Raw genomic sequence first — 14,706 nt, forward strand, 5'->3', positions numbered from 1 at the left:
ATCAGGTGGTCAGCGAGGGGACGGAGACACCGAATGTCCGCAGTGCCCGAGGCGCCCGACGCGCCCGAGGCGCCACAAGCGCCCGAACCGAAACAACCGGTCATCACGCCGGTACGGGTGATCATCGCCCTCTGCCTCTTCGCGCCGTTCGTCGCGATGCTCTGGGTCAGCTCCTACGCGAAGACCGAACCGGCCTTCGCCGGGATCCCGTTCTTCTACTGGTACCAGATGCTCTGGGTGCTGATCTCCACGGCGCTCACCATGATCGCCTACACGCTGTGGCAGCGCGATCAGCGCGCCCGCAAGGGGGGTACGTCGAAGTGAAGGACGGCGTGAACGGCGTCGCACTCGCCGTCTTCATCTGCTTCTTCGTGGCCGTCACGGTCATGGGCTTCCTGGCCGCGCGCTGGCGCAGGGCCGAGAGCGACAGTCTCGACGAATGGGGGCTCGGCGGCCGGTCGTTCGGCACCTGGGTCACCTGGTTCCTGCTCGGCGGCGACCTGTACACGGCCTACACCTTCGTGGCCGTCCCGGCGGCGATCTACGCGGCGGGAGCGGCGGGCTTCTTCGCCGTCCCGTACACGATCCTCGTCTACCCGCTGATCTTCACCTTCCTGCCCCGGCTCTGGTCCGTCTCGCACAAGCACGGATACGTCACCACCTCGGACTTCGTCCGGGGGCGCTGGGGCTCGAAGGGCCTTTCGCTGGCGGTCGCCGTCACCGGCATCCTGGCGACGATGCCGTACATCGCGCTGCAACTGGTCGGCATCCAGGCCGTGCTGGACGTGATGGGCGTCGGCGGCGGCGAGACCACGAACTGGTTCGTCAAGGACCTGCCGCTGCTGATCGCCTTCGGCGTGCTGGCGGCGTACACGTACTCCTCCGGACTGCGGGCGCCCGCGCTCATCGCGTTCGTGAAGGACACGCTGATCTACATCGTCATCGCCGTCGCGATCATCTACATCCCGATCAAGCTGGGCGGCTTCGACGAGGTCTTCACGAAGGCGGGCGACGCGTTCGCACAGATCAACCCGGTGACCGAGAAGCCACGGGGTGCCCTGGCGCCGGGCGAGGCGGGACAGTGGGGTTACGCGACGCTCGCCCTGGGCTCCGCGCTCGCGCTCTTCATGTATCCGCACTCGATCACGGCGACGCTCTCCTCGCGCAGCCGGGAGGTGATCCGCCGCAACACGACCATTCTTCCGCTGTACTCGCTGATGCTCGGGCTGCTGGCGCTGCTCGGCTTCATGGCGATCGCGGCGGGCGTGAAGGTGAAGAACGGCCAGCTGGCGATCCCGCAGCTGTTCGAGAACATGTTCCCCGACTGGTTCGCGGGTGTGGCGTTCGCGGCGATCGGCATCGGCGCGCTGGTGCCGGCGGCGATCATGTCGATCGCGGCGGCGAATCTGTTCACGAGGAACATCTACAAGGACTTCATCAAGCCCGACGCCACGCCCGCACAGGAGACCAAGGTCTCCAAGCTGGTGTCCCTGCTGGTGAAGGTCGGCGCGCTGGTCTTCGTGCTCACGATGGACAAGACCGTGGCCATCAACTTCCAGCTCCTCGGCGGCATCTGGATCCTCCAGACCTTCCCGGCGCTGGTGGGCGGCCTGTTCACCCGCTGGTTCCACCGCTGGGCGCTGCTGACGGGCTGGGCGGTCGGCATGATCTACGGCACCACGGCGGCGTACGGAGTGGCGAGCCCTACGCAGAAGCACTTCGGCGGGTCGTCCGCGGAGATCCCGGGCCTGGGTGAGATCGGCTACATCGGTCTGACGGCGTTCGTCCTGAACGTGGTGGTGACGGTGGTCCTCACCTTCGCGCTGCGGGCGGCGAAGGCGCCGGAGGGTGTGGATGAGACGGTGCCGTCCGACTACACGGCGGACGCGGGTGATCCGGGCGTGAAGGTGACGCTGCCGTCGGCGACGGCTCCGGCTGAGGCGGAGGCGGAGGCGGAAGCCAGCCGCTGAGGCGCAGTTGGTGACGTGGGCCGTCGCGCCTCCCTCCGGGGGCGCGGCGGCCTCGCTCTTCCCGCGGGGTCCGGGCGGCACCGGAGGTGGGACCGGGAGGGATTGAGGACGCGCCCGCAAGGCGTCAGGGGTCAAGGGTGCGGCCCCGAGAGCAGCCCCCCGGTGCTGTCGGACGAGGCCGAGCAGTCCAGCCCGTCCGGCCATGGGGGACACCGCCCGAGGGCCCCCACATCGGCCCCGGCAGCGCCGTCCCGAGCGCGGTGCACGGCATGCCGAAACCGCCGAAACGCCCGCGAGTTGTCGCCCACCGCAACGACCGCGACACAACATGTGGGGGGTGCCGCATCGACCCGCCCCCACATGTATGCTCGTGCTCGCTGTCGCCGCAGGGGAATCCGGTGAGAATCCGGAACTGTCCCGCAACGGTGTGATGTGGTGCGCTTTGTCGCACCCCGCCAGTCCGAGGACCTGCCGACGGCGCATCCGGCTCGACCGAACCGGGTGCCCAGACGTCCGGGCCTCGCGGTTGGGCCGGTGGACGCCGTGCCGTGTGCTGCCCAACTCCGGGTGCCCACACGCCGTACGGCCTCCTCTCCCCCCGCCGGCCCAGAGCCGAGCGAGGGAGAGCACCACGTGACCATCGCGCCAGCCGATCCGGCTTCAGGCATTTCCGAGCAGGTGGCCGACGGCCCCGGGACCGCGCTTCTGCGGACCCTGACCGAACTCACCGCGGATCTGCCCGACACCGACCCGGGCCGTGTCGCCGCCGCCGCGCTGCGCGGCCGGAATGCCGGATCGGACGCGGCGGAGCTCCGGAGCCTCGCCACCGACGCTGCCGCGGGGCTGATCTCCGAGGACCCGGCCTACTCCCGGCTCGCCGCCCGGCTGCTGACCCGTCACATCGCCGACGAGGCCGCCGGACAGGGTGCCGTCGCCTTCTCCGCGTCGGTCGCCGTCGGTCACCGCGAGGGTCTGATCGCCGACCGCACCGCCGAGTTCGTGGTGCTGCACTCCGCGCGACTGGACGCCCTCGTCGACCAGGCCGCGGACGACCGGTTCGGCTACTTCGGTCTGCGCACCCTCTACAGCCGTTACCTCCTGCGGCACCCGATCACCCGTCAGGTGATCGAGACCCCGCAGCACTTCATGCTGCGCGTCGCCTGCGGCCTCGCCGAGGACGACTCGGTCCGCGCCCTGGACGAGGTCTCCGCGCTGTACGGCCTGATGAGCCGGCTGGACTACCTCCCTTCCTCCCCCACGCTCTTCAACTCCGGCACCCGCCACCCGCAGATGTCGTCCTGCTATCTGCTGGACTCGCCGCTGGACGAGCTCGACTCGATCTACGACCGGTACCACCAGGTCGCACGGCTGTCGAAGCACGCGGGCGGCATCGGCCTGTCGTACTCCCGTATCCGTTCGCGTGGTTCGCTGATCCGCGGCACCAACGGGCACTCCAACGGCATCGTCCCGTTCCTCAAGACCCTCGACGCCTCGGTCGCCGCGGTGAACCAGGGCGGCCGGCGCAAGGGCGCCGCGGCCGTCTACCTGGAGACCTGGCACTCCGACATCGAGGAGTTCCTGGAGCTGCGCGACAACACCGGTGAGGACGCGCGGCGTACGCACAACCTCAACCTCGCGCACTGGATCCCCGACGAGTTCATGCGCCGCGTGGAGGCCGACGCCGACTGGTCGCTGTTCTCGCCGGCGGATGTGCCGGGCCTGGTGGACCTGTGGGGCGACGAGTTCGACGCCGCGTACCGCACGGCGGAGGCCGAGGGGCTCGCGCGCAAGACCATCCCGGCGCGGGACCTGTACGGCCGGATGATGCGCACGCTCGCCCAGACCGGCAACGGCTGGATGACGTTCAAGGACGCCTCCAACCGCACCGCCAACCAGACCGCGGAGCCGGGCAGGGTCGTCCACTCCTCGAACCTGTGCACCGAGATCCTCGAGGTGACCGACGACGGCGAGACGGCCGTCTGCAACCTCGGCTCGGTCAACCTGGGCTCGTTCGTCGTGGGCGACGGCATCGACTGGGAGCGGCTCGACGAGACCGTCCGTACGGCGGTGACCTTCCTGGACCGGGTCGTCGACATCAACTTCTACCCGACCGAGCAGGCCGGCCGCTCCAACGCCAGGTGGCGTCCCGTGGGCCTCGGCGCGATGGGACTCCAGGACGTCTTCTTCAAGCTCCGCCTGCCCTTCGACTCGCCGGAGGCGAAGGCGCTCTCGACGAGGATCGCCGAGCGGATCATGCTCGCCGCGTACGAGGCTTCCTGCGACCTTGCCGAGCGTCACGGCCCGCTGCCCGCCTGGTCCGAGACCCGCACCGCCCGTGGCGTGCTGCACCCGGACCACTACGGCGTCGAGCTCAGCTGGCCGGAGCGCTGGGACGCGTTGCGCACCCGCGTGGCGAGCGGTGGCATGCGCAACTCGCTGCTGCTGGCGATCGCGCCGACCGCGACCATCGCCTCGATCGCCGGTGTGTACGAGTGCATCGAGCCGCAGGTCTCCAACCTCTTCAAGCGCGAGACGCTCAGCGGTGAGTTCCTCCAGGTCAACGCCTACCTGGTGCAGGAGCTCAAGGAACTCGGCGTCTGGGACCCGCAGACCCGCGAGGCGCTGCGCGAGTCGAGCGGCTCGGTCCAGGGCTTTAGCTGGATCCCGGCGGACGTCCGCGCGCTCTACCGCACGGCGTGGGAGATCCCGCAGCGCGGCCTGATCGACATGGCCGCCGCCCGCACCCCGTTCCTGGACCAGTCGCAGTCGCTGAACCTGTTCCTGGAGACGCCGACCATCGGCAAGCTCAGCTCGATGTACGCGTACGCCTGGAAGCAGGGGCTCAAGACGACGTACTACCTGCGCTCGCGCCCGGCGACCCGGATCGCCCGCGCGGCCGGGGGCGGCACCTCGGCCGCCACCGCCACCGTCCCCGCACAGCAGGCGTCCGCGCCCGACGCCGACGCGATCGCCTGCTCCCTGGAAAACCCCGAGTCCTGCGAGGCCTGCCAGTAATGACCGCCGAGAACAAGAACCTCCTGGACCCGGGCTTCGAGCTGACGCTGCGTCCGATGCGCTACCCGGACTTCTACGAGCGCTACCGCGACGCGATCAAGAACACCTGGACCGTGGAGGAGGTCGATCTCCACTCCGACGTGGCCGACCTCGCCAAGCTGTCCCCGGGTGAGCAGCACATGATCGGGCGGCTGGTCGCGTTCTTCGCGACGGGCGACTCGATCGTCTCCAACAACCTGGTGCTCACGCTCTACAAGCACATCAACTCCCCCGAGGCGCGGCTGTATCTGAGCCGACAGCTGTTCGAGGAGGCCGTGCACGTCCAGTTCTATCTGACGCTGCTGGACACCTACCTCCCCGACCCTGACGACCGGGCGGCAGCGTTCGACGCGGTCGAGGAGATCCCCTCCATCCGCGAGAAGGCACAGTTCTGCTTCAAGTGGATGGACTCGGTCGAGAAGATCGAGCGGCTGGAGACGAAGTCCGACCGGCGCCGCTTCCTGCTGAATCTGATCTGCTTCGCGGCCTGCATCGAGGGGCTGTTCTTCTACGGGGCGTTCGCGTATGTCTACTGGTTCCGCTCCCGCGGTCTGCTGCACGGCCTGGCCACCGGCACCAACTGGGTGTTCCGGGACGAGACCATGCACATGAACTTCGCCTTCGAGGTCGTGGACACGGTCCGCAAGGAGGAGCCGGAGCTGTTCGACGACGCGCTCCAGCAGCAGGTCACGGACATGCTGAAGGAGGCCGTCGAGGCGGAGCTGCAGTTCGGGCGTGACCTGTGCGGCGAAGGCCTGCCGGGCATGAACACGGAGTCGATGCGCGAGTACCTTCAGTGCGTCGCCGACCAGCGGCTGACCCGGCTGGGCTTCGCCCCGGTGTACGGCTCGGACAATCCGTTCTCCTTCATGGAGTTGCAGGGCGTCCAGGAGCTGACGAACTTCTTCGAGCGCCGTCCGTCCGCCTATCAGGTGGCGGTCGAGGGCTCGGTCGGTTTCGACGACGACTTCTAGGCAGCGGACCCTGGGTTCTCTCCCGAACGGGGGGACGGGAGAGAACAGGCCGGCGACCGGACCGGGGCGGCGGCCGGGGCGCGACGCGTACGGCTCGACCCGGCCGGGCGCGCCTCCACACGGCGCGGCTGCGCCCGCCGCGGCTGCGCCTGCCGCTGCTCACGGTCGACGGGCAGCTGGACGGCCGCCGCTGCACCACGCGCTGGCGGCACGCCCAGGCGCTGGTCCGCCGCCCTCCATGGCCCGGTGCGGACCGTGGCGAGACGACGGGAGCGGACTCAGGCGTTCGGGACGGTCTCGTAGCGCGGCGTGCCCTCTTCCATCTGCCGCAGCGCGTCCTTGCGGTCCCGCTTGGAGAGGCGGTCGATGTACAGATAGCCGTAGAGGTGATCCGTCTCGTGCTGGAGGCAGCGGGCGAAGTACCCGGTACCGCGCACCTTGACCGGATTGCCCTCGGCGTCCTGTCCTCGCACCACGGCATAGTCGGGGCGGGCCAGCGAGGCGTACGCGGTCGGCACGGAGAGGCAGCCCTCGTTGGCGTCGTCGAGGATGCGCAGCTCCGGCGGGAGCTCCTCGAGGACCGGGTTGCAGACGACACCCGTGTGCCGCGCGCCGTCGTCGTCCGGGCAGTCGTAGACGAAGACCTTGAGGTCCACGCCGATCTGGTTGGCGGCCAGGCCCACGCCCTCCGCCGCCTTCTGGCTGGCGAACATGTCGTCGATCAGCGCCGCGAGCTTGTCGTCGAACTCGGTGACGTCCTTGCACTCCTTGTGGAGCACCGGGTTCCCGACGACCGTGATCGGGCGCGCCGTGCCGCGCTCGCGGTACGCCAGCTCGCGCTCCTCGCAGTTCTCCGTGTCGACGACGAAGCCGTCGTTCACCTGCTCGTCAGTCTGCTGCTGCGCCATGTCCGCTTCTGCGCCTTCCTGGAAACCCGAATCCGATTCCGTACAGCCTACGGCCAGCGCTCAGCAGACTTCCTCGAGATCCCGCCACTCACGGGTGTCCGGACTGTCGGCGACCCAGCCGTCCAGCAGGCCGCGCACCAGCCCCGCGGGGGCCGCGATGCCGCACTCGCGCTCCGGCGACCACAGGTCGCCCGCCGTGCGATGGCCGAGCGGCCCGGGGTGGCCGGGCTCGCTGTGGTCGTGCGGGTCGAGGTGCTCACCCTCGCCCTCGGCGCTGGGCATCCGGCTCTCCGAACAGGCCCGGCACAGCAGCCTGACCGACGAGGACCAGTCTTCGGCGGCGAATCCGGCGTCCGAGGCGAGCCTCTCCAGGGCGTCACGGTCGGCCTCGGCCGCGGCCTCCAGCAGAACCACCCAGGTGGGTACGGGCGAGGGCGCCCAGAGCTCGATCTCGTCGAAGACGGGGTAGGACGGTCCGGCGGTGGTGGTCCGCTCGCCGTGGGGCACGCCGTCGTGCAGGACGACCTCGCCCCAGCGCCGCCCGGAGGACGGCAGCGGGATGGAGAGCACTTCTATCCGGGCCGGGTCCAGCCTGCGGCCCCAGACCACCTCGGCCTCGCCCTCGGGCGAGAGCCGCACGGCGGCGCTGCCGAGATCCATGCCCACCGGCTCGCCGTTCGCGGCGGCCGCGCCGGGCACCTTGAGGCCGTACGCCTGCCAGGAGCGGCGGGCCAGCGGCCAGTCCTGCAGGGCGGTGGCGGCGATCCCGACGTTCCACCAGTCCGGGGCGCCGGTCTCCTTGTCCAGGAGCGCCACGGCCCGCAGCCCGGCCGCGCGGGCCTGCTCCCAGTCGTGCCGGAACTTGTGCAGCAGCGCCAGGTTGAACCAGGACTCGGAGAGCCAGGGCTCAAGGTCCGCAGCCCGTGTCAGCAGCGCCCCCGCGTCCTCGTACCGGCCGTCGCCGATCAGCGTGAACGCGCGGTCGGTGGCCTGCCGCCACGAGGCGGAGGGCCGATGCCGTACCTTCCCGAAGATCCTCACGATTCCCGCCTGCCGGTCGTTCGGGTCAATGCCCCCGGACACCCTCTTCTTCGCATCCAACCATGCCGAGTCGGAGGCTCGCTCATTACCCATGGGTTACCCAGGCGGCACCGGGGCCAGACCGCCTCGGGCGAGGACTCTGGCCAGGGTTTCGACGACCTCGGGCTGGTAGTCGCGGCCCGTGCCGAGGCGCAGCTGTTCGAGCGCACCGAGCGTCCTGCCCGCTGTTCCTCCGCTTCCCCCGGTCAGATCGTCGTATGCGTTGACGGCACGGACGATCCGGGCGGGCAGCGGCTGTTCGCGATACGGATCGGCCTGGAGCTCGACGACGACGGCGACCGCGGCGGGGACACCGGTCTGGCGGACCACGGCGCCCCCGAGCAGGGCTATCCGCCGCTGCTCGGCGACGGGAAGCAGCGCGGTGGCCCCGTCCGGGACCGGGTCCACCAGGGACAGCTGCCCGATGTCGTGCATCAGGGCCGCGTACTCCAGAACGGCCAGCTCGGTCCCGGAGAGACCGAGCTCACGCCCGACGGCGGCACTGAGCGCGGCAACCCGGCGGGCATGACCCGGTTGGGTGTATCCGGCGATCTCGGTGGACCGGGCGAGTGAGGCGATGATCTGCCGGTAGGTGGTCCGCACGGCGGTGTACCGGCGAAAGGACAGCTGGGTGAGCAGCAGCGGCACACAGAACAAGGGCAGCGCCCACAGGCCCGCCACGGCCACGGACAGGGCCATCACCGCCCCGGTGGCGCAGACGGCGGACCCGATGCCGGGCAGGGCCCTGATCTCGTCGCGCAGCAGCGGTGTGTACGGGTAGCGGGTGCGGGCGTGGAGCATCGCCGCGGCGAGGACGGCGTCGCACAGGGCGATGAGGAGCAGCAGGACGAGCAGGAACAGGGCGTAGGACGCGCCGTGACCGACCCAGCGGGCCAACGCGCCGGAGTTGAAGAGCGGCTGGAAGCAGACGGCGGCGAAGCCGACGGTCAGCACCCTGCGTGCCACATGGTCGAGCGGGGGCCCGCTTCCGCGGGCGACATGCGGCACGGCCCCGACGAGCACGGCCGCGACGACGACGGCGACGACCTGCGGCACACCGTGGGTGGTGTTCTGTCCGGCGCACTCCCCGAGCAGCGCGTAGGCGAGGGCTCCGGCGGCCCCCAGCGGCGCCGGCTCCCGTTCCCCGGGCGGGGCACCCCAGCGGGCCAGTTCCCCGACGGCGATGAACACCCCGAAGGCCAGGGCGTTCGCGGGCTCCCTCACGCCGTACCAGAGGGTCCAGGCGAGGGCCCCTCCGGTCAGCGCGGCTGCGGCCCCGTACACACCGGCCACGAGGAACCCGCAGGCGGGTCTCATGCGGGTCCGTCCGGACCGGGACCGCGCACGGCCGTACGCACCGGTTCCGGCCCGGTCGCACGACCGGGCGGCGGAACGTTTCCACGGGCCCCGGCCTCGTCGGACGTCACCGCCGTCTCCCACCCGTGCCTCTCCAGCGCCCGTGTCAGCGCACGCACCATCTGCGGGTCGAACTGTGTCCCCGCGCACCGCTTCAGCTCTGCCAGCGCGGCCGCCACCGGCCGTGCCCGCCGGTACGACCGCGTCGACGTCATCGCGTCGAAGGCGTCCGCCACCGCCACGACCCGGGCGAACTCGGGGATCTGCCGCCCCACAAGACCGTAGGGATAGCCGCTCCCGTCGAGGCGCTCGTGGTGGTGCAGGATCGCGGCCCGCGCCTCGCCCAGGAACCCGATGCCGCGCACCATCTCGTGTCCGTACTCCGGGTGCAGTTCGATCACCCGCCGTTCCTGCGGGGTGAGCGGACCGTCCTTGCGCAGTACCCGCGTGGGCACGCCCAGCTTTCCCACGTCGTGCAGGATTCCGGCGAACCGCAGTACTTCCAGCCGCTCCGTGTCCATCCGCAGCTCGCGCGCGATCAGCACGGACGCGTGACCCACCCGCTCGCTGTGCCCGCGGGTGTATTTGTCCTTGATGTCGACGGCCTGCACCAGGGCCCGGATCGTCGCCTGGTGCGCGGCCCGTTCGCGGTGGTACTGGGCGAAGATCCAGCAGGAGATGTACATCGGCAGCAGCACGAACAGCGCGGACAGCGGCCCGTACGGACTGCGCCACAGCACCGCCATCATCAGTCCGGCGAGCCCGTGCACACAGTGCGGCGCCAGTGAGCGCAGCAGCAGCCCGTGCCAGGCGGTCCGCACCGGCGCCTTGCCCCGCAGCCCTCCGGGCGTGGGAGGCGCCCCCACGGCGGCGGCGAGGATGCCCCCTTCGAGGACCGTCACCACCAGGCAGAAGGCGAGCGCCCCGGCCGCGGCGGGCAGCAGGACGTACGGGAAGTCCGGCGCCCGCAGTGCCCGATCGCCTCCGAGCGCCAGATACGCCTGTGCCGCACCCCAGGTCGCCAGCGCGAGCTGGGCCGCACGCCAGATGCGCCGTATGCCCGCGGGGCGCTGCTCCACCCGCCCCACCAGCGCGCCGGGCACGGCGACGAGCACGGCGGCGGCCGGCGGCAGCAGAAAGGCCGCGGCGAGCAGGACCGGGAAGAAGGACCCGGCGGCCACCGGGACGGATCCGCCGTGGTGACGGCGGCGGGCGGGCAACTCGCAGACGGCGTAGAGACCGGCGAGCATGAGCAGGGTGCTCCACGGGACCGCCGCGCCGCGCCACAGGGGGAACGCGCAGGCCCCGGCACACAGCAGAGCACCCAGGATGTACGCGCGTGCCGCCGCCGGAATGGCCTTCACCGCCCCGCCTCCCCACCCCTGTCCGCAAATCGAGCGCCAGGCTAGCGAGTTGGACCGTGCGCGGCGGCAGGATGACCTGCTGTTCGCACCTACGGGTGACATACGAACAGGGTGCGCCGCGACCGCCGCGACACACCCCGTACACACGCGCGAGAGCTACTACTCCGGGACGACATCCTGTTCGGGCACTGCCTGGCCGGACCGGATCAGGTCGATGCGGCCCATGACCTTGGCCCGCAGGTCGCTGGGCACGTCGTCATGCCCGCAGCACCGCTTGACCAGCTTCTTCACAGCCTGCTCCAGCCCGTACTTCTCCAGGCAGGGCGAGCATTCCTCGAAATGCACCTCGAACTTCGTGCAGTCACTGTCGGGCATCTCCCGGTCGAGAAACTCATAGAGATGGTCGAGGACCTCTGAGCAGTCCGTCTCGTGCGGCTCTCCGCAGCTCATGAGCCCGAGCCTTTCGCGTCGTTCGACTCCCCCGCACCGGCCGGAACGAGCCCGCGCTCGCGGGCGTAGTCCTCAAGCATGCCGCGCAGTTGGCGACGGCCCCGGTGCAGGCGGGACATCACCGTCCCGATGGGTGTTCCCATGATGTCCGCGATCTCCTTGTACGCAAAGCCTTCTACGTCGGCGAGATAGACCGCGATCCGGAACTCCTCGGGAATGGCCTGCAGCGCTGCCTTGACGTCCGAGTCGGGCAGGTGGTCGAGGGCCTGTGACTCGGCGGAGCGCAGCCCGGTCGACATGTGCGACTCGGCGCGCGCCAACTGCCAGTCCTCGATCTCCTCGGCGGCACTGCGCTGGGGCTCACGCTGCTTCTTGCGGTACGAGTTGATAAAGGTGTTCGTCAGGATCCGGTACAGCCACGCCTTGAGGTTCGTACCCTCGCGGAACTGATGGAAGGATCCGTACGCCTTGGCATACGTCTCCTGCACCAGATCCTCCGCGTCGGCGGGATTGCGCGTCATACGCAGCGCCGCCGAGTACATCTGGTCGAGATAGCCGAGGGCGTCCCGCTCGAAGCGGGCATTGCGCTCGGCGGTCGTCTCCTCGGACTGCTCCGCCTGGCCGTCGTCGGTCCCTGCGTCGGTCCCAGTGACCGGACCCACCTCCTCCAACGATGTGACGGGACCGGATGCGGACCCGCTCGAATCGGAGAATAGTCGACCTTCGGCTGACAGCGGCTTCCGGTCCGCTCCGCCCGACGCCCCAGCAGGGGCCGTCCTGGCCGCGGAAAGCACCGTCCACTCCAGGTCAGCGGCGTGCGAGCGGCTCGGGCAGATGATCGAACCCATGCGGCGGACTCCCTACTCCATGCTCTGTTGACTGACGTCCCGACATCCGCTGCAACAGTGCGTGTGCGCCCGTCATTCCCGCAGTCCGCGCGCCCAGGTCCGGACCGCGTCCGTGATCACGGCGAGGCTCTCGCTCTCGGTGGTCCCGGCGCGCCTGGGCACCGCGAACCCGTGATCCGCGTACGGGACTTCCACGAGCTCGTACCCTCCTTCGGGGAACTCGGCTGGCCTGCCGAAGGGGTCGTTGCCGCCCTGGACGACAAGCGTGGGCACCCCTGCTCCGAGGAGCTCGTCGGCCCTGGACTTCTCGGGCCTGCCGGGCGGGTGCAGCGGGAAGCTCAGCGCGAGCACCCCGAGGGCACCGAGCTCGTCCGCGGTCCGGCAGGCGACACGGGCCCCGGCGCTGCGGCCTCCGGCGACGACGGGCAGCCCGGCCTTCTCCAGCCGGGGCCAGACGCCGCGCCACCCCACGTCGAGGGTCTTGGGCGCGGGGGCGAGCTTCTTGCCGGCGACCCGCCAGGGCTGCTCGACGAGCGCGACGGTGACCCCGTACGGGGGCAGGGCACCGGCGATCGCCCGCAGGTCCCGGGCCTCGATGCCGCCTCCGGCACCGTGCCCGAGGGCGAGCACGATCCGCGCGGCCTCGGCGGCGTGCCAGGTGATGCGTGCCTCACCGGCGTCTGTCTCCACGATCTCCATGCGACTCACGTCACCATCCTGCGCCCGTGGGCCCCGAGGACCACTCCCCGGCGGCGGGACGCGCCGGATCCCGCACTCGGAGCCCTGGTCCCGCGCTCGGGTCCTGATCCGGCACTCGGAATCGGGATCCGGCACCCGCAACCGGCAGCGCGTGCTCAGAACAGCGTGCCGACCTCCGGCTCGGCCAGCTCCTCCAGCAACTCGGGCCCGTTGTTGCGGACGTTGCTCACCGCCGTCGCCACCGCGTACGCCCGCATCAGGCCCTCCGGCGGGGGCTGGAGCATCCCCTTCAACTCCTCCATGTCCGTCCTCGCAGGGTCCAGCCACGCGTCCCAGCGGTCGGGCGTCAGCATCAGCGGCATCCGCGGGTGGATGTCCGACAGTGAGCGCGGGCCCTCGTCCGGCGCCACCCCGAGCGGCCCCTTCTCCGCCTCCGTCGTGATCACCGAGCACGTCACCCACCACGCCTGCGGGTGGTCGTCCGCCAGCGTCCGGTCCCGCCAGAACTCGTACAGCCCCGCCATCGCGAAGACCGAGCCGTCCGCCGGGGTCACGAAGTACGGCTGCTTCCGGGGCCGCTTCTTCCTGCCCTCGACCTCCAGCTCGCGCTCGCCCGACCCGGTCACCCACTCGTAATAACCGTCCGCCGGCAGGATGCAGCGCCGCGACAGGAACGGCTTACGGAAGGACGGCTTCTCGTGCACCGTCTCCGCGCGCGCGTTGATCATCCGCGCGCCGCCCTCCGGTGTCTTCGCCCACGAGGGCACGAGTCCCCACTTCAACGCCCGCAGCTGGCGAACCGGACGCCGGTCCTCGGCGTCTTTGAGGGGGCGTTCGAGAATCGCGTAGACCTCCTTCGTGGGGGCCACGTTCCAGTCGGGCGCCAATGTCTCCTGGGGCTCCCACTTCTCGACCTCGAAGAGGCCCGCGAGATCCTCGGGCCTACGACTCGCTGCATACCGTCCGCACATTGACAGTCTCCCCTCTGAGCTGCACAAACGTAAGGTCAGGCAGCCACATCCAGCACCACATCAGCACGGTGCTGGGTAATCGCAACATCCATCACCCTGACTGCCCGGCCCGTGCTGTCCGGGGTCAGATGCCCGTAGGTGTCTGCGGTCTCGCTGATGTTCTTGTGACCGAGCCACCTGGACACGTCCAAGAGTGGCAGGCCGCTGCTGAGCGCGGTTGAGGCGAACCAGTGCCTGAGATCGTGTGGTGACCACTCGTAGGCGATCAGCTTGACGACCTTCCGGAAGTGACTGGCGTAGTCGGACGTGGCCACGATGGACCCCGTAGCAGTCTTGAACAGCATCCCGTCGGCACCCGTGCCGTACTTCGCCACGTGGTCCGCCGTTGCCTCGCTGAGGCGGGTCGGGAGTGGCACGTCCCGCCAATCGCCCTCTTGTCGGTGCTTGAGGGGACCGATCAGAAGACCCCGACCACCCTTTCCCCTGGTGACCTGTCTACGGACCCGTACGCGATCCTCCAGGAAGTCCCCCACCCTCAGCCCGAGCACTTCCCCGGTCCGGAGCCCAAGACCGGCCATGAGCCACACGGACAGCGCCCACTCGGGGCGGAACTCGTCTGCGATGTCTTGTACCTGCTGACCGGTCGGCAGAGCGATTTCGTCCACCGCTTTGCCCGGGAGCTTCGGGAGCTTGGCACCGAGGAACGGGCTACGGCCGATGTCGCCGTTATGTACGGCCGCCTTGCACACAGCCCTGAGAGGGGTCATGTAGGCGTCGACGGAGTTTGCGGACAGTCCGGCCTCAGTCATGCCCCGCCCGAGCTTTTCGATGTCTTCCGGCCGAAGGGTCGAGAGCAGCCGATGACCGAGCGCGGGAAATATGTGGAGCCGGAACGCCCGGTCGTAGGTTCCCTCGGTGTTGGGCGCCATGTGCTGGCGCCCCATCCACTTCTCGGCATAGCCCTTGAGGGGGACGGTGCCGCGCTTCGGGTCCAGGTACACCCCCTCACGCTTGTCGTTCTCCATCTTCACA

General features: G+C 70.1%; 13 protein-coding genes and 1 riboswitch. Of the genes, 4 read left to right on the plus strand and 9 right to left on the minus strand.

The window, feature by feature from the left end; genetic code table 11:
- The first annotated feature begins 33 nt into the window (after window positions 1-33).
- From OG293_RS10975 to OG293_RS10990, 4 genes are all read left to right on the plus strand, one after another.
- Window positions 34-324 (plus strand): DUF3311 domain-containing protein, encoded by a 291-nt coding sequence (locus OG293_RS10975; RefSeq protein WP_405998597.1) that lies wholly within the window; start codon window positions 34-36, stop codon window positions 322-324.
- On the plus strand, window positions 321-1,970 hold the full coding sequence (gene mctP / locus OG293_RS10980) for a monocarboxylate uptake permease MctP (protein ID WP_405998598.1): 1,650 nt from the start codon (window positions 321-323) through the stop codon (window positions 1,968-1,970). The genes OG293_RS10975 and mctP overlap by 4 nt, the downstream gene beginning before the upstream one ends.
- Window positions 1,971-2,317: 347 nt before the next feature.
- Window positions 2,318-2,461, plus strand: a riboswitch (cobalamin riboswitch).
- A gap of 142 nt (window positions 2,462-2,603) precedes the next feature.
- Window positions 2,604-4,985: a ribonucleoside-diphosphate reductase subunit alpha gene (locus OG293_RS10985; RefSeq protein ID WP_405998599.1), complete on the plus strand. Its 2,382-nt coding sequence runs from the start codon at window positions 2,604-2,606 to the stop codon at window positions 4,983-4,985.
- Window positions 4,985-5,998 (plus strand): ribonucleotide-diphosphate reductase subunit beta, encoded by a 1,014-nt coding sequence (locus OG293_RS10990; RefSeq protein WP_405998600.1) that lies wholly within the window; start codon window positions 4,985-4,987, stop codon window positions 5,996-5,998. The genes OG293_RS10985 and OG293_RS10990 overlap by 1 nt, the downstream gene beginning before the upstream one ends.
- A 278-nt stretch (window positions 5,999-6,276) precedes the next feature.
- On the opposite strand, the gene def is transcribed toward OG293_RS10990, so the two are convergent.
- The 9 genes from def to OG293_RS11035 form a co-directional block, all read right to left on the minus strand.
- Window positions 6,277-6,906, minus strand: coding sequence for a peptide deformylase (def, locus tag OG293_RS10995; RefSeq protein ID WP_405998601.1), 630 nt, complete (start codon window positions 6,904-6,906; stop codon window positions 6,277-6,279).
- Between the two features lie 60 nt (window positions 6,907-6,966).
- Window positions 6,967-7,947, minus strand: a complete 981-nt coding sequence (locus tag OG293_RS11000) for a tetratricopeptide repeat protein (RefSeq protein ID WP_405998602.1) — start codon at window positions 7,945-7,947, stop codon at window positions 6,967-6,969.
- 96 nt (window positions 7,948-8,043) lie between these two features.
- Window positions 8,044-9,303: an HD-GYP domain-containing protein gene (locus OG293_RS11005; RefSeq protein ID WP_405998603.1), complete on the minus strand. Its 1,260-nt coding sequence runs from the start codon at window positions 9,301-9,303 to the stop codon at window positions 8,044-8,046.
- Complete coding sequence (locus tag OG293_RS11010) at window positions 9,300-10,706, minus strand: HD-GYP domain-containing protein (protein WP_405998604.1); 1,407 nt, start codon at window positions 10,704-10,706, stop codon at window positions 9,300-9,302. The genes OG293_RS11005 and OG293_RS11010 overlap by 4 nt, the downstream gene beginning before the upstream one ends.
- A 159-nt stretch (window positions 10,707-10,865) precedes the next feature.
- Window positions 10,866-11,156: a mycothiol system anti-sigma-R factor gene (gene rsrA, locus OG293_RS11015; protein ID WP_405998605.1), complete on the minus strand. Its 291-nt coding sequence runs from the start codon at window positions 11,154-11,156 to the stop codon at window positions 10,866-10,868.
- Window positions 11,153-11,818, minus strand: coding sequence for a sigma-70 family RNA polymerase sigma factor (locus OG293_RS11020; RefSeq protein ID WP_405998606.1), 666 nt, complete (start codon window positions 11,816-11,818; stop codon window positions 11,153-11,155). The genes rsrA and OG293_RS11020 overlap by 4 nt, the downstream gene beginning before the upstream one ends.
- A 258-nt stretch (window positions 11,819-12,076) precedes the next feature.
- Window positions 12,077-12,703 (minus strand): alpha/beta family hydrolase, encoded by a 627-nt coding sequence (locus tag OG293_RS11025; protein WP_406003561.1) that lies wholly within the window; start codon window positions 12,701-12,703, stop codon window positions 12,077-12,079.
- Window positions 12,704-12,858: 155 nt separating this feature from the next.
- Window positions 12,859-13,674, minus strand: a complete 816-nt coding sequence (locus OG293_RS11030) for an SOS response-associated peptidase (RefSeq protein WP_405998607.1) — start codon at window positions 13,672-13,674, stop codon at window positions 12,859-12,861.
- 35 nt (window positions 13,675-13,709) lie between these two features.
- Window positions 13,710-14,699, minus strand: a complete 990-nt coding sequence (locus OG293_RS11035) for a tyrosine-type recombinase/integrase (RefSeq protein WP_405998608.1) — start codon at window positions 14,697-14,699, stop codon at window positions 13,710-13,712.
- Window positions 14,700-14,706: the final 7 nt, after the last annotated feature.

It is taken from the genome of Streptomyces sp. NBC_00829, assembly GCF_045161795.1.
Classification (GTDB): Bacteria; Actinomycetota; Actinomycetes; order Streptomycetales; family Streptomycetaceae; genus Streptomyces.

What these genes read in the sequence shown, in the direction of transcription:
- OG293_RS10975 (WP_405998597.1), top strand. Translation starts at nt 34, where the DNA reads ATGTCCGCAGTGCCCGAGGCGCCCGACGCGCCCGAGGCGCCACAAGCG.
- OG293_RS10990 (WP_405998600.1), top strand. Translation starts at nt 4,985, where the DNA reads ATGACCGCCGAGAACAAGAACCTCCTGGACCCGGGCTTCGAGCTGACG.
- def (WP_405998601.1), bottom strand. Translation starts at nt 6,906, where the DNA reads ATGGCGCAGCAGCAGACTGACGAGCAGGTGAACGACGGCTTCGTCGTC.
- OG293_RS11005 (WP_405998603.1), bottom strand. Translation starts at nt 9,303, where the DNA reads ATGAGACCCGCCTGCGGGTTCCTCGTGGCCGGTGTGTACGGGGCCGCA.
- rsrA (WP_405998605.1), bottom strand. Translation starts at nt 11,156, where the DNA reads ATGAGCTGCGGAGAGCCGCACGAGACGGACTGCTCAGAGGTCCTCGAC.
- OG293_RS11025 (WP_406003561.1), bottom strand. Translation starts at nt 12,703, where the DNA reads ATGGAGATCGTGGAGACAGACGCCGGTGAGGCACGCATCACCTGGCAC.
- OG293_RS11030 (WP_405998607.1), bottom strand. Translation starts at nt 13,674, where the DNA reads ATGTGCGGACGGTATGCAGCGAGTCGTAGGCCCGAGGATCTCGCGGGC.
- OG293_RS11035 (WP_405998608.1), bottom strand. Translation starts at nt 14,699, where the DNA reads ATGGAGAACGACAAGCGTGAGGGGGTGTACCTGGACCCGAAGCGCGGC.